Consider the following 26,203-nt stretch of genomic DNA (forward strand, 5'->3'; position numbering starts at 1 on the left):
TTGCGCTGCCACTGAGGTGCGATGCCGCGGTGGTTCAGCATGCCCCATCGCTGGGGGAGGGGGCGACGCGCTCCGTGGAGCTGCTTGGAGAGCGCGTACCCTTCCGGCGTTGGACGTGTGCCGGGGCAGCATCGTGCGGTGGTTACCGCTGGAATGTCGAAGGCTGCGGGGCTGTGGTGTCCTGTTTTTTCTGGTGTGTTTGTGCCAAGGGTGTGGGGTTGTCTTCGTAGTCGGTGACCCCGGCCAGGTCGCGGCCGGCGATGTAGCCGAATGTAAGTGCGGGTCCCAGGTTGATGCCGCCTGCGGGGTAGTGGCCGCCCATGACTGATGCGTGGTCGTTGCCTGCTACATACAGGCCCGGGATGGCTTCGCCGTGATTGTTCAGGACGCGGGCGCGGCCGTCCGCGTCGAGGCCGGCGAAGGTGCCGAAGCTGCCCGGCACTATCTTGACCGCGTAGTAGGGGCCTTTTTCAAGGGGTGCCAGGGACGGGTTGGGGCCCACTTTCGGATCGCCGCCGTAGCGGTTGAAGTCGGTGTCCCCTCTCCCGTAGTCCGGGTCCATCCCTTGGCGGGCGTGTTCGTTGAAGCGCCCCACGGTGTGCCGCAGGGCGAGGGGGTCGATCCCGCATTTGGCCGCGAGTTCTTCAAGTGTGCGGCCTTTCTTCAGGTAGTCCGAGCGCAGGTAGGGAAACAGTGGCACGGGGAGCGGTTTGGCCATGCCCAGCGGGTACTTGCGGACGAACCGGGTGTCGGCGATCTGCCAGGACTGGACCGCCTCGCCTTCGGGCGTTGCGTCGATCAGGGCGGTGATGTAGTCGTAGTAGCCGTTGGCCTCGTTGACGAACCGTTTGCCGTCGGCCCTTACTCCGATGGAGCCGGGTTTGGCGCGGTCCATGATGTGTGGGAAGGTTCCGGTCCGGCCGTTGCGGTAGGGGACGAGTGAGACCGGGCACCATGCAGCGGGCGACTTCACGTTGGTTTTGAACCGGGCGCCGACGGACTGGCCCAGCGAGATGCCGTCGCCGGTGGCTTCAGCCGGTGCCAGCGTCCAGTGCTCGCGGCCGGTAGGGGTTTGGGGGAACAGTTCTTTGCGTCGTTGAATATCGTGGGGGAATCCGCCGGTTGCCAGCACCACGCCGCGGGCTGCATTGATGGCCAGTGCGCCTTTGGGGGAGTGGACGAGGGCGCCGGTTACCCGGCCCGTGCCGTCGTTCAGGAGGCGGGCAGCGGGTGTGGAGACGCGGATGTCGACGCCGAGGTCGTCGGCGGATTTCATGAGCCGGGCGGTCAGGGCGGTTCCGTTGACCAGTTGCATGTTCCTGCGGTGGACCAGGAGGTCCCAGACGTGGGGGGTGAAGCGGCGTGCGGCGTGGAACAGGCCGGTGATGCTGCCCTGTGACGCTGAAAGGAATTTGGTGAGGTCGGGGCCGGCCATGATGCCCATGCCCAGGAACGAGGTTTCATAGAGTTGGTGGCGCATCTTGGCGCGTACTTCGGGTTTGATGCTGCGGGCGTTGATGGGTTTGGGCCCGACCGAGCGGTGGCCGGTTCCGGCTCCCGGTGTTTTGCCGTAGATGTCCTTGATTTTCTCGCCTGGGGTGAACTGCAGGCTGGTTTTGTTCTCGAAGAAGCCCACCATGTGCGGCACGGCCTCTAGAAATGCTTCGACCTTCTCGGTCTGGTAGTCGGGGCCGAGGCGGTGGCGCAGGTAGGTGCGGATGGCGTCCCGGTCCTCGCTGACGCCGGCAGCTTTCGCCAGTGGATTTGCCGGGGTCCAGGCCCAGCCGCCGGACCAGGACGTGGCGCCCCCGCAGACCGGGGCTTTCTCTGCCACGATGACTTTCAGGCCGTGGTAGGCGGCCGTAACGGCAGCCGCTAGGCCGCCGGCGCCGGAGCCTATGACGAGGACGTCGCAGTCCAGGGTTTTGGCGGGGGCTGTGGTCAGGTCATCAGGTTTTGTGGTTTTCACTCGGCTCTGGCCTTAATTGTTGGCTGTATCTGTGGTCGGTGTTTTGCGTGCAGGGGGTGAGCGCGCGGGCAGCCGGGCGTTTCGACCCGGTTGCCCGCGCATTCGCCGTCGCGTCGCCGCTGGTTTGGGCGGGTCCTGCTTCTTGGGTTTAGCGGTGTTCCTGGTTGGCCCACTTGTAGGACCAGAGGCTGGACACGAGGGCTATTAGGCAGAGTCCGGCGAGCAGGGCTGCGGCAGGGAACCAGCTGCCGCTGCTGGCCATGAGGGCGGTGGCGATGAGCGGGATGAAGCCGCCCACGGCCCCGGCCAGTGCGTAGGCGAATCCTGCGCCGCTGTAGCGGATCCGGACGTCGAACATGTCGGTGAACCATGTCTGCTGGACGCAGGTGGAGATGTTGTGCCCGAGATTGATGAGGGCGACGAAGCCCAGGATCATCGGGATCAGGTCTCCGCTTTCCAGTGCTGCGAAGAACGGTGCGGCTGCCAGGGCCGCGGCGAGCGGGCCGATGATGTAGAACCATTTCCGGCCGTACTTGTCGGCGAGGCGTCCCCAGAGTGCCAGGAAGGGGATGGCGAGGACCATGGCGACCATCGAGGCGGTCAGGACTGTGGCCGGAGGGGTGTCGGTGAAGTTCTTGACGTAGGCAAGCGCGAAGGTGAAGCCCATGTAGAAGGTGCTCTGGTCCACCATTCGCATGCCGATCACGGCGAGGATCTTCTTGGGGCTGGTCCGCAGAGCTTCGGCCAACGGTGCACGGGCGTCTTTGTGTTCTTCCTTCACGGCGGTGAATTCCGCCGATTCGGGTACGCCGGAGCGGATCCAGAGGCCGACAAGGGCGAAGAGGATGCTGATCAGGAACGGGAGCCGCCAGCCCCAGGCCTGGAACTGTTCCGCTGTCGTCAGGGCGGTGACCAGGGAGAACGCGGCGGTGCCTAGCAGCAGTCCGACGAATGATCCGATCTGCACACCGGTGGCGAGGAAGTTCCGTTTGCCCGCCGGTGCGTTTTCCACGGCCATCAGGGCCGCGCCGCCCCATTCGCCACCGACGGCCATGCCTTGGATGGCCCGCAGGGCCACCAGTAGGATCGGCGCGGCGACGCCGATCGCGGCGTAACCGGGAAGTAAGCCGATGGCGGTGCTGGCGACTCCCATCATGATGACGGTGATGAAGAGCATGGTCCGGCGGCCGTACTTGTCGCCGAAGTGGCCAAAGATGGCCCCGCCCAAGGGGCGGAACAGGAAGCCGACGGCGAATGACCCCATGGAGGCCAGGAGTCCGGCGACCTGGTTGTCCGAGGGGAAGAACAACGGTCCGAATACGACGGCGGCGGCGGTGCCGTAGAGGAAGAAGTCATACCAGTCGACGACGGCGCCGACGGTGCTGGCCAGCGCTGCCCGCCGTCCTGCTTTAGCGCTGATGGCCACCGGCGGGTGGTTGGGAGCGTTCAGTGCGGCGGCACTCCCGGTGCTGGGGATTTGGGGACTGGGCATTGCGGTTCACCGCAACCTTTCTCTAGCTCGGCTGCACCTTTGCTGGCGAGCGGAATGAATGCTTTAATGACTACGTAGTCATTCAGTGATTTAGATCATACGCACCCCGCGTGACAGCAGTCAAACACTTAGCGAGCAGGATGGAAGTTATGAATAGAACCATTGGTCTGGCGCACTTGTCAGCGCTGCATTTGAGTCCCCCGGAGCTGGTGGACGCCGCCGCTGCTGCCGGCTTCAGCTCGGTCGGGATCCGGGTTCATCCGGCCACACGGAATGAGGCTCGGTACCCGATGTCGGCCGGTTCGTTCATGTCGGCGCAGACCATTGAACGCCTGGCCGGTACGGGGCTGGCGGTGCGTGACGTTGAGGTCTTCACCCTGGACGGAAGCCGCGGTCGCAAGGAATGGGAACCGGTGCTGGAGGCGGGAGCGGCCCTCGGCGCGGGCGTTCTGAACGTGATCGGCGCTGATCCGGATCCTGCCCGGTTGACGGAGAGCCTTGCGGCGCTGGTTGACGATGCCCGCAACTACGGAATCCGTCCGTCCATTGAGCCGATCTCCTACCAGCCGCTCGACTCTGTCCCCGCTGCGGGCCTGCTGGTCGAGGCGACAGGGTGCGGGATCATGCTGGACGTGCTCCATTTCGTGCGGGCGGGCGGCCACATTGCAGACCTGAAAGCCCTGCCTGCCGGCGCGGTCACCGTCATCCAGCTCTGTGACGGCCCGGCCGGGACCCCGGCACTGCCCGTCCCGCACCGCATGCCGCTGGGACAGGACGTGAACGGATCCGCCCGGCAGATCGAATCCCGCGCGAAGAGGCTGGCCCCGGGGGAGGGAGTGTTCCCTCTCCGGGAGAGCCTGGCGGCACTGCCTGAGGCGCCCATCAGCGTCGAAGTCCCTGACGTCTGGGCCGTCGAGACCGGCGGCACGGCCGCCCATCTCAAACACCTCCACACCGCAGCCGACACGCTGATCGGCTCACTCCAGCAGACCGAAATGGAATCAACATCATGAGCGAACTCACCGAAGTCACAACACCGGGGCCAGCGGCAGGCAGCCACCCAGGGCCCCGAACCGCCAACGCCGAGACTTACTGGCCCGGCCGTTTCCGGGGCCAGGTCATTCTGGTGACCGGCGCCGCCGGCGGACTCGGATCCGACACCGCGGACCGGCTCGCACGCGAAGGCGCCACAGTCATCTGCACGGACGTCGCCGACGGCGGGCTGGGCGACGGAAGCAGCCCCGCAAACTGCATGGCCCTGAACGTCACCCGAAGGCAGGACTGGGACCACACCGTCCAGACAGTATTCCACCGGTACGGCCGGATCGACGGCGCCCTGTTCGCCCACGGAATCCAGGGACCCGAGGTTCCCGTGACGCAAATGCCGGCCGACGGGTGGGCCAGAACCCTGAGCGTAAACCTCGACGGGTGCCTGCACGGCCTGGCCAGCATTCTCCCGGCCCTCACCCGGCAGGCGTACGGCCGGGTGGCCATCCTGTCATCGATTTCAGCCCGCGAGGGAAACCCGCACCAGGCCGCCTACTCGGCGTCCAAGGCCGGGCTGGTCGCGCTGGTCAAAACGGCAGCGAAGGAAGTCGCCCCGTACGGCGTCACCGTCAATTCCATCGCACCATCGATGATGAAGACCCGGCTCCTTGACGACCTCAGCCCGGAACGGAACGCCCAACTGCTCGCCAAAGTCCCCATGGGCAGGGTCGGCCTGCCGGAAGAATTCTCCGCTCTGGCGACCTGGCTGCTTTCCGCCGAAGCGAGCTACATGACCGGTCAGACACTCGACCTGAGCGGCGGCCGCAACACCGCCTAAGCGGGTGCGGCTGTCGTTGCCCGTACCTCCAGCCTGACCGGGAACACGGATTTCATCGTTTCGCTGGGAGGCTCGCCTTCGATCCTCCCAGCCAGACGGTCCACAGCCGCATACGACATTTCCGGAATCGGCTGATGCACCGTGGTGAGGTTGATAAAAGCCCACCCCGCCGGCCCGGAATCATCGAATCCGACGACGGAGAGCTCCTCAGGAACATTGATCCCCAATTGCGCGGCCGCGTCCAGGGCAGCAAACGCAAAAGCATCCGTCACGCAAAACAGTGCTGTCGGCCTGTCCTGGCCACCAAGCATCTCCAAGGCCGCCCGCACCCCGTCCTCGTGAGTCAGGCGAATGTGCCGAATCCACTCCTCGCGCACCTCCAGGCCGTGGTGTTCCATCGCTGCACGGAAACCGTCCTCACGGTCGCGGCCATTGGAACGGTCCCGCAGCGTGGTCAGCACTCCAATGCGTTCATGACCCAGCCCCTGCAGGTGCGCCACGACGATCTCGCCCGCGCCCCGATCATCGGCAAGAACCGCTTCGACCTCAACACTGGGATCATCACGGCTCAACAGCACCACCGGTGTCCCGCGCTCCAGGACCCTGAAGACCGCCGCAGAAGACTCCCGTGCCGAGACAAAAATCATCCCGTCGACCGTCGCCCTGTCGAGCACATCAACCGCATCAGGATCAGTCGAAACATCCGGATCACGGATCAACACCATCCGATAGCCACGCTCAAGAAGCCTGTTCTGCAACGACTCCACGATGACAGGGTAGATGGGGCTGGTCAGATCAGCGACGACCACGCCAACAGCATGCGTCCGCCGCGTCACCATCATGCGGGCCGCTGCATCCGGCACATAACCGAGTTCCCGGGCCCCGGCCAAAACCCGATCCTTGGTTGACGGCGCGACAGCCGGATCCCCACGCAAAGCACGTGAAACCGTCGACTGCGACAACCCCAGATGCCGGGCCACATCGACGCTAGTTACCATTGCACCATCGTATTTCACCCATGCGCGCGCGGTATTCAACCGCCACCTGAGCGTTGTGCAGGAGTCTGCGAAGTACCAGAAGGCGATGGACGGATTCGAATTCGAGCCGAACTCACCATGCAGATCGGTCTCATGCCGATGGGTCTCGAGGACTCGTTCACGCCCTTCAACGACTCCAACGTTCCGGCCTTCGTGCGCCCTCACTTCTCACTGCTTGGGAACGCCGATAATGAAGATTCCGCCAACCTGCGTCGGCCAGGCAAACCCGTGCTTGTTGATCACGCAGCCGGGACTGGTGGTGACTGCGATCCTTCCATAGCTGGGGTCAATTTAGCCTATCCACGGCTGAAATTGGGAGCCCTTGGGATAGCTCCCTGGCAGCAGTGGCGGTGGATAACCTATGAGGATTGTCCCCGGATGTGGGCGCGGGCGGACTGATTCCTCGCTCGAACGCAGAAAAATTCCGGTTGTTCCGAGGACCAGACAAGCGACCGTGTGTCAGCTTTGGGTGTACTTCCAGATGACGCACGTCCGCCCCTTCAGGGAAGTGGGACGGAGGCATTGCCGGAGGACGCTTGGGGGATGTTTTACGTCAACCCTTGGCCAGCCGGACGGGCGGCGGGCGTCAAAGGTTTTTTACACACGCTTTGGAGTGCCTGCTCCCAGAATCTGTTTGGCTGTCATCCGGTAGCTAAGTTCGTCGCAAAGTTTTTGGGGCGTGACCCAGACTTGGTGGCCTTGGCAGGCTTCGAACATCTGCCGTGGTCCGTTACGGTCGGCGGCGATCCAGAGGGCAGAGGAGTCGGGCATGGCATTTTCGACAAAGCCGATTCTGAGCACCTGGCCGTGGAGTCGGATTTCCACCAAGGTGTTGATCAGGAGGCTCCATTTGACGTGCTTGTGGGGTGTGGCTCGGTTGAGGGTCATGTGCTCTGGCTTTCGCGGTGTTTTGGGCAGGATCCCGGCGGCCCGTTCCGGCCGTGTCGTTCCTGACGGTCATACTGAGGTCCCGCTCTCGCCCTGGTGTTGCGTTTCAGCGTCTGCGGGTGAGGGCGGGGTAGGAGGTGCGGAGGTGGCCTTCCATCAGGGCGCACGCCCGGTGTTTGTCGCGTTCGGTGATGGCGTCCACGATGAGGCGGTGGTCCTGGAGGCTGCGGTGGAGCTCGGTCGGAAGCGTACGACGGCGGAATATTCCCGCCGTCGTACGCTCTGTTTGTCGGTGGATGCTTGCTCTGAGGCTTACTAAGCTTTCCGGACCGAGGTGACGATGGTTGATTCGCGCTGAGCCTTCTCGGCCTCGGTGGGCTGCAGGTCTGCTTCGAGGGTTGAGTTCTTGGATGGGTCCTTGACCCTGATGGTGGCGACGAGGGTGAGGGCGATGCAGGCGGTCACGTACCAGAAGAAGGTGGATTCCATGCCGGCCTGCTTCAGGGCGAGGGCGATGGGTTCTGCGGTGCCGCCGAAGGTTGCTGCGACCAGGGCGTGGGGGAGACCGACGCCCAGGGCGCGGACCCTCGTGGGGAACATTTCTGCCTTGACGATCGCGGCGCAGGCTGTGTAGCCGGAGGTGAAGACCAGCCCGAGCATCATCATCCCAAAGGCCGCGAATACGTTCGTGGTTTCGGCCAGGAGGGTCAGGACGGGGACGGTGATGATGGTGCCGCCGATGGAGAAGAAGAGCATGACTTTCCGCCGCCCGATTTTGTCGGACAGGCCGCCGGCGATGGGCTGCAGGAACATGAAGATCAGCAGGGCGAAGAAGCTGATGACGGAGGCGTCTTCCTTGGCGATGCCGGAGGTGTTGACCATGTATTTCTGCATGTAGGTGGTGTAGACGTAGAAGGAAACGGTGCCGCCGATGGCCAGTGCGAGGACGGCAATGAGCTGCTTGGGGTATTGCAGCAGGGCTCGCAGGGAGCCAACCGGCTTGGTGCCGTTTTCCAGACCTGCCGCTTCGCGGGCCTTTTCAATCTTGTAGTGCTCGGATTCGTCCATGGTGCGGCGCAGGATCATTACACCGAGCCCGGCGACGGCGCCGATGATGAACGGTACGCGCCAGCCCCATTCGCCCATCTGTTCGGGGGTCAGGATGCGCTGCAGCAGGATCATGACCAGGAGTGCAGAGAGCTGGCCGATGACGATTGACACGTACTGGAAGCTGGAGAAGAATCCGCGCTTGCCTGGTGTCGCTACCTCGGAGAGGTAGGTGGCGCTGGATCCGAATTCGCCGCCGACGCTGAGGCCTTGGAGCAGGCGCGCGGCGACGAGGATGATCGGCGCCATCATGCCGATTGTCTCGAAGGATGGCGTGAGGCCGATGGCAAGCGAGCCACCACTCATCAGCAGGACGGAGAGGGCCAGGGCGTTGCGGCGGCCGTGCCGGTCGGCGTACATGCCCAGGAGCCAGCCGCCCAGGGGCCGCATCAGGAAGCCGACCGCGAAGACTGCGGCTGTGGAAAGCAGTTGCACGGTGGCGTTGCCGGCGGGGAAGAATTCGGCGGCGAAGTAGATGCTGAATGAGGCGTAGACGAACCAGTCGTACCATTCGATCAGGTTGCCCAGGCAACCCTTGACCACATTACTGACCACCCGGGGCTTGGCCGGCACCGATGCTTGTTGCGTGCTCATTTGAACTCCCTTGTTCTTGGCTGATGCCCCGGCGTTCTGCTGCCGTTGGCGTCATGTTCGGGTCTTGCACCCGTGAACTAGTTCAAATGTGTCTCACATCACCGCTTCAAGAAATGGAAACGGCGAATTCTTAGGACTCCCTTAGGGTTGTTGTGACCCCGCCTGCACCCGGACGAGCCCCTGGGCCTGGTCGGGGGCCTCGTCCGACTTTTCGGAAGACGCCACGCGCTCGTCGAAGTGGGCAGCGAGCAGCTCTCCGGAGTGCATGATGTGCTCTTCCATTTCCTGCCGGGCCGTGGCGGCGTCCTTGGATCGAAGGCCTCGAGCAGTTTGGAGTGGTCATCTACGGTGGCCTGGGGCCAACCCTGCGTGTTCGAGTAGCAGCGGCGGGGCACGTAGCGGGTTACGAGGCCCATCACCCAGATGATTTTGCGGGAGTCGGCCAAGCAGGTTGATCTCACGGTGCAAGGCATGGTTCTTCTCCTCGAGGAGCACCTCGTCGTGCCGGGCTGCGGCGGCAATGAGTTCCTGGTGCAGGGCCTGAAGCTCGGCGATGTCGTCCTCGGACGCGTTCAGGGTTGCCCGCGCGGCCAACTCACACCAATGAGTGCCTGGACCCGGAAAATATCGCGGATGTCCTTCCCCCCGTCAGGGGCGACACCTGGAATGGCTTGCTGGGAACAAGTTCCAGGAACCCTTCCACGCGCAGGGATTGCAGAGCTTCGCGTACAGGCGGGGTGGAGGTTCGCAGCGCTTCGCCCAGCACCTCGGGACGCACCTGCGTGCCGGGCGGCGGCTGCCGGACATGATGAGGGCGCGGAATGTGGGAGGACGCCTCATCACTCAGCTGAGGACGAACTCACTTGCGCGCGGTCATGGTCTGTCTTTCTCTGGTGCGATATATCAAATTACGGCATCCATGCCGGTGTTATCTGTGGTGGCGTCGGTATGCCGCGGCGGCCCCGGGGTGGAGGGGTACGCCGGATGTGTAGATCAGGGACCTGGTATCGAGATACTGGACACCCACTGTGCCCGGCGGCACCAGCTCGGAGGATCTCTCGATCAGGACATCAACGATCCGGCTCACGACATCATCCGGGAGGTCCGCCCGGGCCAGGAGGAGGCTGGCGATGCCGATGGACCCGATCTCTTTACTCGCCCCGTAAAGGCCCACGGGCAACCTGACCTGCTGGTAGACCGGACCGTATTCGGCCTGCAGGGCGGGCAGGTAGCGTGAAAGATCGATCAGGCGTATCCCTGGGGCGGGACCGCGCCCGCCGCTGGTATCCATCTCCGGGTGGGGGACGCCACCGGCGAACAGGGCTGCCTCCACTTCGCCGCTTGCAAGGGCATCCAGGACTGCCGTGACCGGCACGGCCCGCACCCGCACATCGGACTCCCGGAGGCCAGCAGCCTCGAGCAGCAGCCCGCCTGCCCTGGTGGTCGCCGAACTGCCACCCAGGCTGATGGTGCGGCCGCGCAGTTCAGCAAGCGTCCGGACCGGGGAATCGGCCGGTACCGCTAACTGGAGATAGTTCAGGTAGACGCGGCCCACCGCCCGCAGGTTGTCCCGTTCTGTGGCGGCGACGTCTGCCAAAGCAAGGGCCAGGTCCAGCCGCCCCGCCATGATATCCGGTACATTCTCGACGGAGCCCCCGGTTATGAGCGGGTTCAGGGTGAATCCTGTGTTGGACCGGGCTACGGCGGCGGTCAGTGATTGCCCGAAGTCGAAGAAGAAGCCGCGGTTTTCGGCGGTGCCAAGGCTGTACGTCCGCACATCCGGCTTGCAGCCGCCGAGGGTGATGCCGGCGGTGATCGCCGCGGCGCCGGCGAGCAGCCGCCGTCGGGACAGCAGGGGACCGGCGTCTGGCTGAGGTGTCATGTCCCCGCCTCCTTGGGCCCGGGGGCTGGGAAAAGCATAACGAACGTCAGGCCGCCACCGGGCGTTCCCCGGATGACCAGCTCGCCGCCGTTGCTTTCCACCAGTGCTTCCACGATGGACAGGCCCAGGCCCGTGCCCGTGGGTCGGTCATCGCCTGCGGACGTGCCGCCCAGTGAAGTGCCGCGGTAGAACCGCCGCGTGATCAGTTGCAGTTCCCCGGGAGCTACCCCGGCGCCGTCGTCGGACACCGTGAGCACGGTCCGTTGGCCGGATTCAGGACCGTGGCCTGGACCCATGCCCACCGAGATCCGCACCGTGCTGCCTGGGCCGGCGTACTTGCAGGCGTTGTCGAACAGCACGTCGAGGATCTGTTCCAAGTCGCCGGCATCGATCTGCGCTTCCAGCCCGTCGGGGTCGTCGTCCACATGGAAGCCGGTGCCGGATTCCGCGGCCGTGTCATGCCAGTAGTCCGCCCGTTCGACGGCGACGAGGTACGGCACGCACGTGTTGTCGGCGGCGCCGCCTTTGGTCCGCGGAACTTCGGCTACCGACAGAGCCAGCAGGTCATCGAGGATTTCCTCGAGCCGGATGGCCTCGCCCATGGCGCGTTCGTGGCTCTTTTTGCCGTCCTCCATCACGCGGGGACCGAGGGTGTCCAGCCTCAGCTGCAGGGCAGCCAGCGGATTGCGGAGTTGGTGGGCGGTGTCTGCCACGAGCCTGCGCTGGGCATCCGCGGACGTGTGGACTGCGCTGTCCATGGTCTCAAAGGCGGATGAGAGGGCCCGCAACTCAGGCGGGCCCGTCCTGCCTGCCGCTGAGGGGGCATCCGTGGTTCCGCTGCCAAGTGCAACAAAGGGGAGGCTTCGCGTCAGCCGTTGCATGCGCGTGCTGACTTCTTCGAGTGGGCGTAGTACCCACCTGCTCACCGATAGCGCGAGGATTCCAAATCCGACGATGGCGGCGAGCGAGCCTGCTGTAATGATGGCCCAGGCCAGCAGGATGTCTTCACGGGCGGATGCGGTGGATGCAACAATCACCACAGCCCCGTTAACCTGCGCACCTGTGCCGATGGGTTTGGCAAAGACCATGCTGCCCGGGCTCCACGGGGCCAGCAGCTCCACCGCGGATGATCGTTCGTTCCTTAGGGCACGGCCGATGGCGGCCGAGACCGCGGGGTCGTCAAGGGTTGTTCCCACCGCGCGCGGCGCCGCGCCCCTGGTGGAGACCACAGCCAGGTCTTCCCCGTACAGGCTGTGGTAGGCGCCGGCTTCTTCAAAGAGGAGCCCGGGATTTCCGTTCCTGGCATAGCCGTCTGCGAGGTCTGCGAAGCGCTGCAGGTCAGCGTCCCGGCTGAGGACGAATTCGCGGGTCCGCGCATCAGCGAGGGACGTCGCCAGTGGGAAGGCAAAGGCCGCGACGACAACGGTGCCCAGGATCGCCAGGACCAGGAGGAGACGGCTGCGCAAACGTTATCCGATCCAGCGGTAGCCGAAGCCCCGGATGGTCTCGATCCGGGCGGGGCGGCCGAGCTTGGCCCTCAGCGCCGTCATGTGGACATCCAGGGACTTTGAAACTGCTACAAAGGCGTCGCCCCAGACCTGGTCCATCAACTGCTGCCTGCTGACCGCGGTGCCGGGGTTGTCCACCAGTGCGGCGAGGAGGTCGAATTCCTTGGTGGTCAACGGGACGGGTTTGCCCGCCACAGTAAGTTCCCGGCCCGCAAGGTCAACCGCCAGTTCACCGAACTGGCGGACGGTCGCCTTCGACTCCCGCGCCCTGCTGGCCCGCCGGCGGATCGCCTCGATCCGGGCCAGCAGCTCGGTCATCCGCGCCGGCTTGACCAAGTAGTCGTCGGCTCCGTTCCGCAGGCCCCTGACCACCGACCGTTCGTCGTCGCGGGCGGTGAGGATGATGACCGGGACGGCCGAGACCTGGCGGAGGCTGCGGAGGACTTCGATGCCGTCCATGTCGGGCAGGCCGAGGTCCAGGAGGATCAGGTCGAATTCCGGGTGGCGGGTGAGGATGTCCCCGCCGCGGGACATGCGGTCCGCGGCGATGCGGTGGGACGCCAGGGCATCGAGCAGCGCGCCGGCCACGCCGTCATCATCCTCGACGACTCCTATCCGCATTCCCTTGACTCCTCTCACTGGCGAAGGCGGTGCAGGCAAGCCTGCACCGCCTTCGCGCCTGTCCGATACTCTAGGCCCCGCGTCAGCTGATGCGGTAGTCGACTTCGCCGGCCCGGGCTGCCGTGGCGAGAAGCCGCTCCTGCCCGGCTTTGTGTGCAGCGGAGTAGCCGTCCGCCGGGGAGGCCGCTTCGGGCCTGCCGACGTAGCCGAGGTTGAACTTGCCCAGGCCCAGCTTCAGGAGTTTGGGAAGGACGTAGGTCCAGGCGCCCATATTCTCCGGTTCTTCCTGCAGCCAGACGATTTCCTCGAGGTTGGCCGCGGCGGCGACTTCCCGCAGGATTTCCTCCTGCGGGAATGGGTAGAGGCTTTCGAGCCGGAGGAGCCGCACACCGTCGCCGAGGCGATCCTTGACTTCGACGCCGACCTTCCCGGAGCAGAGCAGCAGCCTGCGGGTCTGGTCGCTGGAGGCTCCGCTGGAGAGGACGGGGTTGAAGCGGACCGGTGAGAAGTCGGCCACGGGTGACTTGGCCGACTCTGCCCGGAGGAGGGACTTGGGGGTGAAGATCACGTGCGGACGCGGGTCATCTGCCGCCGCTGCTCCTACCAGGGCCGCGAAGTACTGGGCCGCGGTGGTGGGGATCAGGATGCGCGAGTTGTTCCGTGCGGCAAGCTGGAGGAACCTCTCCAGCCGTGCCGAGGAGTGCTCGGGTCCGGCGCCTTCCCAGCCGTGGGGGAGGAGGATAACCAGCCTGCTGTCGCGGCCCCATTTGTCGCGTCCGGCCATGATGAACTGGTCGAACATGACTTGGGCCACGTTGACGAAGTCGCCGAACTGCGCCTCCCAGATCTGCAGGGAGTTCGTGTTTGTCCGGCCGTAGCCGTATTCGAATCCAACGGTGGCGACCTCGGTCAGGGGTGTGTTTGCCACGAGGAACGGGGCTTTGTCGAAGGCCAGGCGCTCGGCCTTGTCACCGGTGGTGGCGTCGTGGACAACGATGTGCCGGTGGCTGAAGGTCCCACGCTCAACGTCTTCGCCCGTCAACCTGATGGGCACGCCCGCCTCGTTGATGAGTTTCAGTGCGAGCAGTTCTGCCTGCCCCCAGTCAACCATGGCGTCCTGGGCCCGGGTGTTCAGCCGCTTTGAGAACTGGCGCATGAGCTTCGGATGGATCGCGAAGCCATCCCGGTCCTGCTCGGCCAGGTCGAGGACCTGGACGGCCCAGTCGGCCGGTGCGGTTTCCAGGGCAGCCCGCACGGCCGGGCGGAGAGGCAGCTCCTGGTTGACGACGGTATTCAGATCAAACGTCCGGGCTTTCTCCAAGGACTCCACCAGCGCAGCGCGCGCCGCGGTCTTGGTGGTTTCCACGTAGTCGGACGGGACCAGTCCGGAGGCCTCGAGGCGGGAAGCGTAGATTTCGTGCACGGGAGGGTGTTCGTCGATGTCGGTGTAGTAGACAGGCTGCGTGTAGCGCGGCTCGTCCGTCTCGTTGTGGCCGTGCCGGCGATAGCCGAGCACGTGGATGATGATGTCCTTGCCGAAGCGTTCGCGGTAGTCGAAGGCGATCTTGGCGGCGACCAGGTTGGCGTCGATGTCGTCGGCGTCGGTGTGGATGACCGGCACGTCAAAGCCCTTGACGACGTCGGAAGGCCACAATGTGGATCGGAGCTGGAAGGGGGTGGCGGTGAAGCCGAGGCGGTTGTCCTGGACGATGTGGATGCTGCCGCCCACGTCGTACGGTGCCAGGTTCTGCAGGTTCAGGGTCTCGTACACCACGCCCTGGCCGGTGAAGGCGGCGTCGCCGTGGAGGAGGACGGGAAGGACGCGGCGACGGGCCTGCTCCCTGCTTTCTCCGCCGGCCACGAGCTGGTCCTGCTTGGCGCGGACCGCGCCGAGCGCCACGGGGGAGACAAATTCCAGGTGGCTGGGGTTTTGTTCGAGCGTGACGTTGATGGACGCGCCGTCGACGTCGTCAAACCTGCCCTTACCGCCGAGGTGCTGGCGGACATCGCCTACCGGCGCATTTTCCGAGGCACGCGCCGTGGGCAGGAACTCCGCCAGGATACGCTCCGCCGGCCAGTTCAGGACATGGGCCATGATGCTCAGCCGGCCGCGGTGCGCCATACCCAGGACGGCGTCCGAATAGCCTGCCTCCGCAGCATGGCCGGCCATTTCGGCAAGGGCGAGGACTGTCGCTTCCAGCCCCTGGACGGACAGGGTCTTCTGCCCCAGGAACTGGGTCTGCAGATAGGCCTCGAAGACGTCGAGTTCGGTGGCCAGCCGCAGTGCCTGAAGGCGGCGGGAGGAAGCGGGCGACGGCGTTCCGTTCCGCAGGAGCTCGGCGAGCCACTGGCGGGACTCCGGGTCCGAGAGGTGGCTGAATTCCACTTCCACACCGTCGGGAAGCCAGGACCCTTCCTCGCGGGCACGCACCGGTTCAAGCCGGGCGACGGCGGTGCTTGCGGAGCTTTCGTACTCGGCCAGCCTGATGTCGTCGTGCTCGGACCCCGGCTGGGCGGGAATGTCGAGCAGGACATCACCGGCCGGTGTGCCGCGCAGTTCGCCTTCGAGATCAGCGAGGAATTCCGGGGAGCGCAGGAGCTTCTCGACGGTTCCCAGGAAGAGCCCGGAATCCGCGCCCTGGATGGCCCGGTGGTCGTAGGTTGAGGACAGGGTGAGCACGGGATCCACATGCTGGGTACGGGCGAGTGTCTCAAGTCCGGCCGGGACGCCGATGGCTCCCGCCGCGACGATGATTCCCGGACCCGGCGGGAGCAGCGGGACGCCGGTGGTGGACCCGAACCGGCCGGTGCTTGTCAGGATCAGGGTGGCGCCGCGAAGGTCGGTGACGGCGACCGTCCCGGCCCGGCACGCCTGGGACAGTTCGCCGAGGCGGCTGACGAAGGCCGGGAAGGAAAGGCTGGCGGCGTCACGGATCACGGGGACCATGATCGAATGGCCGGCGGCGGTCTCAACATCCACGGCCACACCAAGGTTCACCGTTGCTTCTTCGACCAGGACCAGGTCCTTCTCCGCCGTTTCAATCCTCCGCCGTGCTGCGGGCACAGGACCCTGGGCCGCCCGGGCCATCGCTGTGGCGAGGACGGCGGCGATGGGGACGTTGAAGCCCTCTGCCCGCAGCTTTTCCCGCCACTGCATCAGGGCCGACACCTCGAACGTGCGGATGGTTGAGGCCGTAGGGATGCTGAGGCTCGCGTCCATGTTCCGGGCCATCGCGGCGGACCGGCCCCGCAGCGGGCGCCGGACGTCGGCGTCTGGCGTGCTGCTGGATTCGGGCCCGGATTCGGCGGGCTTTGGATCAGGGGTGGTTACGTTGGGCAGCATCTCAATCCTTCGTGCAGTGCAGGTGTGTCAGGTGCCATCAGGATGTTGTTGGGGGCACCAACGGGATTCATTCCATCGTCCGCGTTATGGATCATGGTCACAAATACCTTTTTGTGATGGAAGGATGTCATAGGGTGATCGTGAGCCGAGCAAGTCACTGCCCCAGGAACGGCAGTTAAGGCACTGCCTAGGCTCCGGACGGAGGAACCATGGAAATGCGGCAGCTCCAGGCACTGCTGGCGGTGGCGGACACGGGAAGCGTGACACGGGCCGCTGAGCTGCTGCATGTGGTGCAGCCCGCGGTCACCCGCCAAATTCACAACTTGGAGGCCGAGCTCGGGGCAGTACTCTTCGACCGGAGCCGCGCAGGGATGAGGGCAACGGACATCGGCGTCCAGGTCATCGAACGCGCACGGCGGGCACTCAGCGAGCTGGACCGCGCCCGTGAGGAGGCGCGCTCCTCCGGTGCGGGCCTCTACGGAATCGTGACCGTGGGCCTTCTGGCCAGCACCGCCGCCTTACTCGCTGTCCCCGTGGTTTCCGCCGTGACGGAGCGGCATCCGGGGGTCCGGCTGCGGATAGTGACCGGGTATGGCGGCCACCTCAGCCGCTGGCTTGAGGCCGGGGACGTGGACGTTGCCCTCACCTACAACCAGCCGCCGGCGGCCGCACTTGACGTTAGAACGCTCTTGGATGAGGACCTGTGGGCAGTGGCACCCCCAATGGAAGGCCTTCTCGCGGCTGAGGGTGTGGACCTTCGCGACCTGTTGCAGCGGCCCCTTGTGATGCCGAGCCCGCCGCACGGCATCCGCTCGCTCGTGGAAAGTTCCGCGGCGCGAATCGGGCTGGCGCTGGACATAGCAGTGGAAACCAATGATGCCGTGGTTCAGAAACAGCTGGTGCAGGGCGGGCTCGGATGGACGGTCCTGCCAGGCATCATGGTGGCGGCCGAAGCGGCGGGAGGAACCCTCAACGCAGCTCCCATCGTCAACCCGGGGATCCCCCGGAGGATCGTCCTCGCCAGGCCCACGGGCTCGCGGTCCACGAGTGCCGTCCGGATGGTCGCGGACGTCCTGGAAGAAACGGTTCTTAGCCTGATTAGTGCCGGAAAGTGGCCGTCCGCCCGCCTGGTCCAGTAGTTCGGTGGCACGTCTGGGAGAAGAGAACGTCACCCGCAATCTGAACCGTGCCTAGGAAAGAGGCTGGACGTCACGCTGGGCTGCGGCGATGCGGTCGTCGAAGTGGGCGGCCAGCAGTTCACCCGAATGGACGATGTGCTGGTGCATCGCTGCCCGTGCCGCCTCCGGGTCTTTTGCTTTGATGCTTTGGAGCAGTTCGGCGTGGTCGTCCATCGTGGCTTGGGGCCAGCCGGGGATGGTGGAGTAGAACTGCCGGGGAACGTAGCGGGTAACCAGCCCCAGGACCCATACGGTTTTCCGGGAATCGGCCATCAGGTTGATCTCGCGGTGGAAGGCGTGGTTCTTCTCTTCCAGGAGTTCGTGGTTGTTCCGGGCGGCGGCCGCGCTCAGTTCGTGGTGCAGTGCTTCGAGTTCGGCCACGTCCTGTTCGGTGGCGTTGGCGGCGGCCCGGGCGGCTAGTTCCCCGCCGATAAGGGCCTGGACCTGGAAGAGGTCGCGAATGTCCTGCCCGGTCAGCGACGCCACGACGAACCCGTGCCGCGGCACAAGTTCCAGGAAGCCTTCAACCCTGAGGGCCTGGAGCGCCTCGCGCGCCGGCGTGGTGGAGATGCCCAGTTGCTCGCCGATCGTCTCGGGGCGGACCAAGGTTCCGGGCCGCAGTTCACCGGACATGATGAGGCCCCGGATATGGGCCGTTGCCTTCTCGCTCAGTTGCGGGCGTGCGCTGCTGCGGGGGCTGCGGCTGGTCATGGGCTGCGGACTCTTTCTGATCAATTTCCCCACCTAACATACGGCATCAGCCACGTCAGGCCCGGGGTTACCGGACCTGCCGTGGCTAATGCGAAGCCCGGGAAACTTGGGTGGTGGTTCCGGGCGTAGCCAGCCCTGTGCTCAGAGCCCCAGTTCGGCCAGGATCTTGTCCGTGTGTTCGCCGATCTCCGGCACCGGATCCATCCTGACGTCGGTTTCCCGGGACGTAACCGGCGGGAGCAGGCTGCGCAGCGGGCCAACAGGGGAGCCAACATCCCGCCAGCGGTTGCGTTCTGCCAGTTGGGGGTGCGCGGAGAACTCGTGCATGTCCCGCAATTGGGCGTTGGCAACGCCCGCGGCGTCCAGCCGGGACAGGACCTCGGCCACCGACAGCGTCCCGAGGACTGCGTTGATGGCTTCGTGCAGCGCCGGACGGTTGTCCACACGCAGCGCGTTGCCGGCGAAGCGTGCGTCCTGCGCAAGTCCGGGCTGCTGCAGCACATCAGTGCAAAACTTGGCCCATTCGCGCTCGTTCTGGATGCCGAAGAACACGGTGCCGTCGGCAGCGCCGAACGGTCCATAGGGGCCGATGCTGGCATGCTGCGCGCCGCTGCGGACGGGTGGGGTCCCGCCATATTCCGCGTAGAAGTAGGGCTGGGCCATCCATTCGCCCAGTGCCTCGAGCATGGAGATCTCCAGGACGTCGCCGCGGCCTGTGGTGCCCCGCTGCAGCAGTGAGGTCAGGATGCCGGAGTAGGCGTACATGCCGGCGGATACGTCGGCGATAGACACGCCCACCTTGGCGGGGGAGTCCGGGGTGCCGGTGACGCTGAGCAGGCCGGTCTCGCACTGGACCAGCAGGTCGTAGGCCTTTTTCTGTTCATAGGAACCGCCGCGGCCGTAACCGGAGATGGAAGTGTGGATCAGGCGCGGGTTCAGGGCCAGAGCCTCATCCGGGCCCAGTCCCAGGCGTTCGATGGCACCGGGGGCGAGGTTTTGGACCAGCACGTCAGCGGTGGACACGAGCTTGCGGAGCACCGCCATGCCTTCGTCGGACTTCAGGTCCAGGACGATGCTTTCCTTGGACCGGTTCAGCCAGACAAAGTAGCTGGCCATGCCGTGGACCTTGGTGTCGTAGCCGCGGGCGAAGTCGCCGGTGTCCCGTTCCACCTTGATCACCCGGGCGCCGAGGTCGGCGAGCTGGCGGGTGGCGAACGGGGCGGCTACGGCCTGTTCCAGGGAGATGACGGTGATGCCCGCCAGGGGGAGGGTGCCCATTTACTGCTCCTTCCCTGCACGCTGCAGGATACGTCTGGCCCGCTCTGTGACGGGCCGGTCGATCATCTGGCCATCCACCTGGGCAGCGCCGCCTTCGGCGCCGATCACGGACCGTGCCCACTCTATGTCCGCCTCCGTGGGCACAAACGCCTCGCAAACGGTGGCGAGCTGGGCGGGGTGGATGCAGAGCTTGCCGCCGAAACCGAAGTTCCGGCCCAGCCGAGCGGACTCAGCCACGCGGGTGGTGTCTTTGATGTCGGTCGACGGCGAATCGAGCGGTGCGGCGATGCCGGCAGCGCGGGAGGCCAGGACAAGTTGGGACCGGGCGTGGTCAAGGAAGCGGTCCCCGCCGTCGGCGTCTATGTCGAGGGCGAAGTCGATGGCGCCGAACGCCAGCCGGGTCACGCCCCGTACCCGTGCCAGTTCCACGGCGTTCACCACGCCGAGCGCGGACTCGATGAGCGGGACCAGGGCCAGGTGCTCGGGCATGTCGGCGCGCAGCTGGCGCAGTGCGCCGGGGTCTTCGGCCTTCGGCACTACGAGGCCCAGCAGGCCGGACCCCGGCGTCCGGGCGGCGGAGAGCAGCAAGGTAATGTCGGCGTCGTAATGGCCGGAACCCTGCGGGTTCACCCGGACCAGGGCACGCACCGGGGCGCCTCCGTCGGACGGTGCCACTGCCTCCACCGCCGCTGCCAGCGCTGCGGACTTGGCGTCCGGGGCCACGGCGTCTTCGAGGTCAATCATCACGACGCCCGCGCCCGCGGCGGCTGCCTTGGCGAACCGTTCGGGGCGGTCACCGGGAACGAACAAAGCGGTGACCGCAGCAGCGACGGTCGCCACGGCGGTGAGGCTCGCCGTCCTAAGGCTTCCCGGGACCGTCACTGGAAGTCCCCGATCGAGGGAAGCGTGGACTCATCCGGGCGGGCGGACTCGACGCCGGGGAGGTGGCCCTGCCGGTACACCATGAATGTACGGCGGTAGCTGATCACGATCTTGCTGTCCTGGTTGAAGCCCTCGGTGGCGACGGTGACCAGGCCGAGGTTGGGACGGGACTTGGACTCCCGGGTGGAGAGGACCTTGGACCGGGAGTAAATGGTGTCTCCCTCGTAGACGGGGTTCGGCATCCGGACCTCGTCCCAGCCCATGTTCGCGAAGACATTCATGGACAGGTCGATGGTGGACTGGCCGGTCACCAGCGCGAGCGTGAAGGTGGAGTTGACCAGTGGCAGGCCGAACTCGGTGGCCTTGGCGAAATTGCGGTCCACGTGGGTCTTGGCCACGTTCTGCGTCATGAGCGTGAAGGACTGGTTGTCCGCCTCCGTCACGGTCTTGCCGAACGGGTGGTAGTAGATGTCGCCGGGGGAGAAGTCTTCAAAAAGGCGCCCCGTCCAGCCCTCCACTACGCGGCCTTCGGTTGTTGCTGACTGCGTTGCTTCGTCGGTCATCGTTGATCTCCTCAACTCAATATATTACGGTCTTCGACCAGTTTGGCGGCTCGTTTCCGGCAATGTCAAGGTTTACGGTCGTTAGCTAATGTAGATGAAAGGCCTTGCCAGCTCCTAATATATTGGCGTATCGTCGTGTCCCAGCAGTGACAGAAGGTCGCCGTCAACCATTCAAAGGAGCACCGATGCATACCCTCACCGCCGGACTGGACCAGCTGCGCGAGCAGACCCGCCTCCTGTGTGCAGGCTTCCCCGACGAATACTGGCGCGAAACGGACCGCGACCGCCGCTACCCTCAGGAATTTGTGGACACGCTCACCGAAGCCGGCCTGCTCTCGGCCCTGATCCCCACCGAATACGGCGGCCTGGGCCTTGGCCTGACCGAGGCCAGCGTCATCATGGAGGAAATCAACAAGTCCGGCGGGCATTCAGCGGCATGTCACGCGCAGATGTACACCATGGGCGCTCTGCTCAGGCACGGCAACGCCGCCCAAAAGAACGAGTACCTGCCGCAGATCGCCGCTGGCTCACTACGGCTGCAGGCCTTCTCCATCACCGAAGACAAGGCAGGCTCGGACACCACCAGCATCGAGACCGCAGCCGTGCGCGACGGCGACGATTTCATCATCACCGGTCATAAGAGCTGGACCAGCCGCATCGAGGAATCAGACCTGCTCTTCGTCCTGGCCCGCACCTCCGAAAAGCCTGAAGGCAAGGGCACCGACAAGACGGACGGCCTGACCCTCTTCCTGGTGGACCTGCGCCAGGTCCGTGCCGAACAGCCGGAGACCCTCGAGGTGGTCAAGGTCCGCACCATGTTCAACTACGCCACCAACCAGATCCACTACCACGGCATGCGCGTGCCGGCATCGGCCGTCATCGGCGAGGTGGGCAAGGGCTTCCGCTATGTCATTGACGGCTGGAACGCCGAGCGCATCCTGCTGGCCTCCGAGGCGATCGGTGACGGCTACTGGTTCACAACGCGCGGCGTGGCCTACGCCAACAGCCGCGAGGTGTTCGGCCGCAAAATCGGTACCAACCAGGGGGTCCAGTTCCCCATCACCGACGCCTACATGAAGGTCCGGGCCGCGGACATGATGCGCTACGAGGCCGCGCGGCTCTTTGACGCCGGCGAACCCTGCGGTGCCGAGGCCAACATGGCTAAGCACCTGGCCTCCGAAGCCAGCTGGGCGGCAGCGAACGCCTGCTTGGATACCCACGGCGGCTACGGTTTCGTGGACGAATACGACGTCGAACGCAAGTTCCGCGAAACCCGCATGTTCCAAGTAGCCCCGGTCAACAACAATCTGATCAAGAGCTTCGTTGCCACCAAGGTCCTGGGTCTGCCCCGCTCCTACTAATAGCCATCGAAGCGCGCCACGTCGCATTTCACGCGCCACCGCAGTGCCGCGGTATAGCCACACCGCAAGCGGGAGGTGGCCGTGGACCAGACATTCTTCGGCCTGCCGCGAAGGACGCCGAGTGCTGTCGGGGCCGGCCAGCCCAGCGGGTATGCCCGGCTGGCGTTGATCCTTTGCCGGGACCGAAGCCGTGCAGCATCTGGGCGATGGATACTCTGGCCATCAAGCGCGCAGGGCCGACCGCTGCGAGGACCAGGTAAGGAGACATGTGTCAGCTTTGGGTGTGGCCCCACTGACGGAGTTGGTCCAGTTCCAGCGTCGACGGAGTTGGGCCGGCTAATACTGGCTTGCGGGGCGTCCCGTTCGCGCTCGTTCCGACTCCTGGAGCTCAGTCGCTGGTTCTGTTGTCCTGGCTCCCTGGCTCCCTGGCTCCCTGGACCCCGGTTGAGCGACCGGAGCCCATCGCTTGGGCGACGAGAAGATAAATGATGTCGCAGAGCGGCCCTTATCGTTGAGCGAGTCGATGAATGGTTCCAGATCCCGGATGGTCTCCGCGACCACACGCAAGATGTGATCGTCCTGGCCCGCCACCCGATGATCCTCGAGTACATACGGGTCGGCGATAGCTTGGGTTGCGATCCCATAGGACTGCCGCTTGCCGGTACTTTCAATGTGAATGAAAGCCTCAACCGCGTATCCAGCAGCAAGGGGGTCGACACGGGCACTGTAGCCAGTTATCACCCCGTGCCGCTCCAGACGTCGCACTCTGCTAGCGACTGCAGGGGCGGTCAACCCTACGTGTCTCCCCAGCTCTCGATATCCGAGGCGGGCATCATCCTGCAACAGCCGCAATAGCTCCCAGTCCACATCATCCAGAGATACCATGTAACAAATTCTAGCCTGTCGACTTTCCAAGTGAATAGTTTCTACCCCAACAGCTTTACAAGTAGCCTTCCGCTGACGTCCGCCCTCTCCTTAGGCTGGATACCGTGTTGGAAAATGATCCTTTTGGCAACCCGGCAGGTAGAGCGTGAAAGCAAGCGCGTGGGGGCTGTTTGCCCTGGTTTCACTCCTTTGGGGAGCGCCTTACCTCTTCATCGAAATCGCACTAAGGGACATCGAACCTCTGTCGATCGCCGCGGCACGTATAGTCGTAGCGGTTCTCGTCATGGCGCCATTCCTGCTGCATCGACAGCGCTGGCGTGCCATCCTGCGCGAGTATGTGTGGGGCGAGGCCGAGGGCGTGACCATATGAACTCCTCGCAGGGCTACGACACGCGTGCGTGGCTGCTATTCGCCGCGATGGCAGTGCTGTGGGGCACTCCCTATCTCTTTATCAGTGTCGCCGTCGAGTCCTACTCTCCGGCTGCGGTGGTGGCGGGCCGCACTCTCCTCGGCGCCGTGATCCTTTTGCCGTTCGTCATCCGGCAGAAGGCACTGCGACCCGCGTTCGCGAAGATCGGCTGGGTGCTGCTGTTCGGCGCCATCGAGATGGCGGGACCCTTCCTGCTCCTCGGTCATGCCGAGCAGACACTGCCGTCGGGGCTCACGGGCCTGCTCGTCGCAACGGTCCCGCTGTTCGCGACGATCATCGCGTTCAGCGGCGGTGACCGGTCGGTCCTAAGCCCGGCGCGCAGCATCGGACTCTTCGTCGGCTTCGTCGGCGTGTTCGTGATGGTCGCCGGGCCGGGCCTCGCAGTCGAAGGCGGGAATGGTTTCATCGCCGTCGGCGAAGTCCTGCTGGTCGCGCTGCTGTACGCGATCGCGCCGTTCGTCATCGCAACCAAGCTGCGCGACGTGCCCTCGCTCGGCTCCATCACCCTCGCGCTCCTCGCGGTAGGGATCTTCTACACGCCGATCGCGTTCCTGACGCAGCACCAGGTGCCGACCCTCGAGGACACGCTAGCGCTCATCGCGCTGGCCGTCCTGTGCACGGCGCTGGCATTCATCACCTTCTTCGCGCTGATCGCGCGCGTGGGCCCGGTGCGGGCGCCGCTGTTCACATACGTCAACCCCGTCGTTGCGATCGTGCTGGGCACGCTCATTCTCGGCGAGCCGCTGACGGTCGGCCTGCTGATCGGTTTCCCGCTGATGATGGCCGGATGCTGGCTCGCCGCCACCGGCGGCGCCGTACGAGCCCGCAAGGTCACGGCCGACCTGCCGCCGATCGCGCGGAACTGAGCCAGCCGTTCCTACGCCCGCCCGTCAACAGAATCGGAGTCGACCTGTGATACGCAGGGTTGCCCCGGTCGGACACACCGTCACCTGCCGCCCGAATCGCTGCCGTCAGCGCATGCACTTCGACGAGCGCGATCCAGTGTGCGGGGAACGCGCCCCACAAACAATGCACGGTACGGTTCCTTCGTCTCCGCAACCAGCGCCTCAAGCCCTTGGCCATTAATCGTAAGTTTCCAGCCGGAGAGGATACGAGTGTTCTGGACGAAAAGCCCATGGGGATACTCGGGATGCAATGTCCCCGTTCGACAACGAGATACAGAAGCAAGACCCCTCCACAAGAGTGACTGCGGCCGCACCCAAGGGGCCGGCCGCAGTCTCAGCATTCCAGCCGGCCATGATAGGCCCTCCAATGCATTTCCCTGGGATGTCATGGCGATCCCGCCAGGAACTTTCCCCCGTAAGGGACGCTACGCCGGTGCCCTTATGAGCACCAGAGGCCTCATGTGCGAGGTCCACGCGGCCGAGGCGGCCGTGCGGTTTTAAACGACTATGACCCAGTACGGCAATACCGGCGTCGTAGATTTCGGCATGTGCACCAGATGCGGGCCGTGGTCATGTCATGCCGATCTGCCCTGAGGGCAACTAGCTGCCAAAAGTTGGGCCCCAGGCAGACAGCCTCGAGGGCCATCCCGGGCAGCACGCGCAAATCTCAGGCGGCAGCAAATGTACAGAGTGCAGTTATGCCACAAGGTTGTCGGCGGCGGTGTCCATGTGTTCGCGGATGGTCTTGCGCACCACGGATGCGTCCCCGGTTTCGATGGCCACGATGATATCGCGGTGGCGGTCCACGCTCATGTTTTTGACGCCTTTTTCCAGTCCGGCGAACATGATGGACATCCGGATGGAGCCTTCAAGTGAGGTCCAGGAGTGAAGGAGGGTCTCGTTGCCGGTGAGCCGGCACAGCGTGCGGTGGAATTCCATGTCGGATTCGATCCGTTCCGCTAGAGACGCGTCCTGCGCTGCTTCCATGTCCTCTAGCTTCCGGTGCAGGGTGGCGATGGCCTGAGCCCTGTCCGGGAGTTCGCACAGTGTGCGGGCCCCCAATGATTCGAGGGCGGCCCGGACGGCGAAGATGTCGCGGATTTCCTTTTCGTCCAGGTGCCGGACGGAGAGCCGGCCTCGGGGCCCGGCGGAGAGCAGGCCTTCCTGCGCGAGTTGGCGCAGTGCCTCGCGCAGGGTGCCACGGCTGATCTGCAGCATGTCCGAAAGTTCGGTTTCCACCAGGTGCCGGCCGGGTTCCAGCTCACCGCTGGTGATGGCGGTCCTCAGTGCGGAGAGAGCTTGCTCGCGCAGGTTTTGCTTCTCCAGTCCCAGCAGCGGGGCTGATAGTCCGGCCATGGCATGTCCTCAATGTTATTAGTCGACTGTTTACAGTGATTGTTTCGATAGTACGGCAGAAAGCACGGCACCGGACGGGACCGGTGCCGTGCTTTCCGCTGCTGTTGATCGCTTCGTTCGGATCTCAGTCCAGCGCGGGTTGGCTAGCCGAGTTCGGCGAGKACCTTKGCCACGATGCGGTCGGTGGCGAGGCCGTAGCGSTCGTGSAGKGTGGGCAGGGCGCCGGCGTCGAGGAACTSGTCCGGCAGCGCCACAGGCACTACGCGCTTGCCGAGTCCGGCCGTGACGACCGCGGAAGCGACTGTTTCGAACAGCCCGCCTATGACGCTGTGGTTTTCCAGCGTCACTGCCAGCCGGTCCGTGTTCAGTTCGGCCAGGACCGTAGCGG

The 26,203-nt window shown here is 65.0% G+C and carries 24 protein-coding genes and 1 pseudogene; 6 read left to right on the forward strand and 19 right to left on the reverse strand.

The features are described 5' to 3' along the window. Positions 1–142 precede the first annotated feature (142 nt). Both AC1DDG_RS15020 and AC1DDG_RS15025 read right to left on the reverse strand, forming a co-directional pair. Positions 143–1,969: an FAD-dependent oxidoreductase gene (locus tag AC1DDG_RS15020; RefSeq protein ID WP_476876668.1), complete on the reverse strand. Its 1,827-nt coding sequence runs from the start codon at positions 1,967–1,969 to the stop codon at positions 143–145. A gap of 148 nt (positions 1,970–2,117) precedes the next feature. Beyond that, positions 2,118–3,461: an MFS transporter gene (locus AC1DDG_RS15025; RefSeq protein WP_476876669.1), complete on the reverse strand. Its 1,344-nt coding sequence runs from the start codon at positions 3,459–3,461 to the stop codon at positions 2,118–2,120. 149 nt (positions 3,462–3,610) lie between these two features. On the opposite strand from AC1DDG_RS15025, the gene AC1DDG_RS15030 reads away from it, so the two are divergent. Both AC1DDG_RS15030 and AC1DDG_RS15035 read left to right on the forward strand, forming a co-directional pair. Continuing rightward, positions 3,611–4,474, forward strand: coding sequence for a sugar phosphate isomerase/epimerase family protein (locus tag AC1DDG_RS15030; RefSeq protein ID WP_476876670.1), 864 nt, complete (start codon positions 3,611–3,613; stop codon positions 4,472–4,474). Next, positions 4,471–5,286, forward strand: a complete 816-nt coding sequence (locus tag AC1DDG_RS15035) for an SDR family NAD(P)-dependent oxidoreductase (RefSeq protein WP_476876671.1) — start codon at positions 4,471–4,473, stop codon at positions 5,284–5,286. The genes AC1DDG_RS15030 and AC1DDG_RS15035 overlap by 4 nt, the downstream gene beginning before the upstream one ends. Here AC1DDG_RS15035 and AC1DDG_RS15040 read toward each other — a convergent pair. The 9 genes from AC1DDG_RS15040 to AC1DDG_RS15080 all read right to left on the reverse strand — a co-directional run bounded on the left by AC1DDG_RS15040 (position 5,283) and on the right by AC1DDG_RS15080 (position 16,266). Then, a complete protein-coding gene (locus tag AC1DDG_RS15040) occupies positions 5,283–6,284 on the reverse strand; it encodes a LacI family DNA-binding transcriptional regulator (protein ID WP_476876672.1) in 1,002 nt (333 codons plus the stop codon). The genes AC1DDG_RS15035 and AC1DDG_RS15040 overlap by 4 nt on opposite strands. A gap of 636 nt (positions 6,285–6,920) precedes the next feature. Continuing rightward, the gene (locus AC1DDG_RS15045) at positions 6,921–7,211 is read right to left on the reverse strand and encodes a hypothetical protein (protein WP_476876673.1); all 291 of its coding nucleotides are present in this window, start codon (positions 7,209–7,211) and stop codon (positions 6,921–6,923) included. 106 nt (positions 7,212–7,317) lie between these two features. Beyond that, complete coding sequence (locus AC1DDG_RS15050) at positions 7,318–7,623, reverse strand: FCD domain-containing protein (protein ID WP_476876697.1); 306 nt, start codon at positions 7,621–7,623, stop codon at positions 7,318–7,320. Then, complete coding sequence (locus AC1DDG_RS15055; protein ID WP_476876674.1) at positions 7,527–8,912, reverse strand: MFS transporter; 1,386 nt, start codon at positions 8,910–8,912, stop codon at positions 7,527–7,529. The genes AC1DDG_RS15050 and AC1DDG_RS15055 overlap by 97 nt, the downstream gene beginning before the upstream one ends. 141 nt (positions 8,913–9,053) lie before the next feature. After that, positions 9,054–9,194: a hypothetical protein gene (locus AC1DDG_RS15060; RefSeq protein WP_476876675.1), complete on the reverse strand. Its 141-nt coding sequence runs from the start codon at positions 9,192–9,194 to the stop codon at positions 9,054–9,056. Positions 9,195–9,840: 646 nt separating this feature from the next. Next, positions 9,841–10,794 (reverse strand): TAXI family TRAP transporter solute-binding subunit, encoded by a 954-nt coding sequence (locus AC1DDG_RS15065; protein WP_476876676.1) that lies wholly within the window; start codon positions 10,792–10,794, stop codon positions 9,841–9,843. After that, a complete protein-coding gene (locus AC1DDG_RS15070; RefSeq protein WP_476876677.1) occupies positions 10,791–12,260 on the reverse strand; it encodes a sensor histidine kinase in 1,470 nt (489 codons plus the stop codon). Before AC1DDG_RS15070 ends, AC1DDG_RS15065 begins: the two co-directional genes overlap by 4 nt. Positions 12,261–12,263: 3 nt before the next feature. Continuing rightward, the gene (locus AC1DDG_RS15075; RefSeq protein ID WP_476876678.1) at positions 12,264–12,923 is read right to left on the reverse strand and encodes a response regulator transcription factor; all 660 of its coding nucleotides are present in this window, start codon (positions 12,921–12,923) and stop codon (positions 12,264–12,266) included. Positions 12,924–13,005: 82 nt separating this feature from the next. After that, complete coding sequence (locus tag AC1DDG_RS15080; RefSeq protein WP_476876679.1) at positions 13,006–16,266, reverse strand: 2-oxoglutarate dehydrogenase E1 component; 3,261 nt, start codon at positions 16,264–16,266, stop codon at positions 13,006–13,008. A 209-nt stretch (positions 16,267–16,475) separates the two neighbouring features. On the opposite strand from AC1DDG_RS15080, the gene AC1DDG_RS15085 reads away from it, so the two are divergent. Continuing rightward, positions 16,476–17,405 (forward strand): LysR family transcriptional regulator, encoded by a 930-nt coding sequence (locus AC1DDG_RS15085; protein ID WP_476876680.1) that lies wholly within the window; start codon positions 16,476–16,478, stop codon positions 17,403–17,405. A 51-nt stretch (positions 17,406–17,456) separates the two neighbouring features. Here AC1DDG_RS15085 and AC1DDG_RS15090 read toward each other — a convergent pair whose 3' ends face one another. From AC1DDG_RS15090 to AC1DDG_RS15105, 4 genes are all read right to left on the reverse strand, one after another. After that, positions 17,457–18,155, reverse strand: a complete 699-nt coding sequence (locus tag AC1DDG_RS15090; RefSeq protein ID WP_476876681.1) for a GntR family transcriptional regulator — start codon at positions 18,153–18,155, stop codon at positions 17,457–17,459. 141 nt (positions 18,156–18,296) lie between these two features. After that, the gene (locus AC1DDG_RS15095) at positions 18,297–19,433 is read right to left on the reverse strand and encodes a CaiB/BaiF CoA transferase family protein (RefSeq protein WP_476876682.1); all 1,137 of its coding nucleotides are present in this window, start codon (positions 19,431–19,433) and stop codon (positions 18,297–18,299) included. Beyond that, positions 19,434–20,273 (reverse strand): HpcH/HpaI aldolase/citrate lyase family protein, encoded by an 840-nt coding sequence (locus tag AC1DDG_RS15100; RefSeq protein WP_476876683.1) that lies wholly within the window; start codon positions 20,271–20,273, stop codon positions 19,434–19,436. Positions 20,274–20,311: 38 nt separating this feature from the next. Then, positions 20,312–20,878 carry a MaoC family dehydratase gene (locus tag AC1DDG_RS15105; RefSeq protein WP_476876684.1) on the reverse strand — a complete coding sequence of 189 codons (567 nt, stop codon included), beginning with the start codon at positions 20,876–20,878 and terminating at the stop codon, positions 20,312–20,314. 185 nt (positions 20,879–21,063) lie between these two features. On the opposite strand from AC1DDG_RS15105, the gene AC1DDG_RS15110 reads away from it, so the two are divergent. Continuing rightward, positions 21,064–22,239, forward strand: coding sequence for an acyl-CoA dehydrogenase family protein (locus tag AC1DDG_RS15110; protein WP_476876685.1), 1,176 nt, complete (start codon positions 21,064–21,066; stop codon positions 22,237–22,239). Positions 22,240–22,575: 336 nt separating this feature from the next. Here AC1DDG_RS15110 and AC1DDG_RS15115 read toward each other — a convergent pair whose 3' ends face one another. Then, a complete protein-coding gene (locus tag AC1DDG_RS15115) occupies positions 22,576–23,124 on the reverse strand; it encodes an Lrp/AsnC family transcriptional regulator (RefSeq protein WP_476876686.1) in 549 nt (182 codons plus the stop codon). Positions 23,125–23,269: 145 nt separating this feature from the next. Between AC1DDG_RS15115 and AC1DDG_RS15120 the strand changes: the two genes are divergently transcribed. Together AC1DDG_RS15120 and AC1DDG_RS15125 are read left to right on the forward strand one after the other, a co-directional pair. Next, entirely contained in the window at positions 23,270–23,494 is a 225-nt protein-coding gene (locus AC1DDG_RS15120) for an EamA family transporter (RefSeq protein ID WP_476876687.1), read from the forward strand. Beyond that, positions 23,491–24,420, forward strand: coding sequence for a DMT family transporter (locus AC1DDG_RS15125; RefSeq protein WP_476876688.1), 930 nt, complete (start codon positions 23,491–23,493; stop codon positions 24,418–24,420). Before AC1DDG_RS15120 ends, AC1DDG_RS15125 begins: the two co-directional genes overlap by 4 nt. Before the next feature lie 137 nt (positions 24,421–24,557). Here the strand turns inward: AC1DDG_RS15125 and AC1DDG_RS15130 are convergent. The 3 genes and pseudogenes from AC1DDG_RS15130 to AC1DDG_RS15140 form a co-directional block, all read right to left on the reverse strand. Continuing rightward, positions 24,558–24,813, reverse strand: a pseudogene (locus AC1DDG_RS15130) (glycogen debranching N-terminal domain-containing protein); the annotation flags it as partial. A gap of 342 nt (positions 24,814–25,155) precedes the next feature. After that, the gene (locus AC1DDG_RS15135) at positions 25,156–25,815 is read right to left on the reverse strand and encodes a GntR family transcriptional regulator (protein ID WP_476876689.1); all 660 of its coding nucleotides are present in this window, start codon (positions 25,813–25,815) and stop codon (positions 25,156–25,158) included. Between the two features lie 143 nt (positions 25,816–25,958). Beyond that, the coding region (locus AC1DDG_RS15140) for a transketolase C-terminal domain-containing protein (RefSeq protein ID WP_476876690.1) at positions 25,959–26,203 on the reverse strand (245 nt) is incomplete at its 5' end.

The organism is Arthrobacter sp. 10L430 (genome assembly GCF_056395245.1).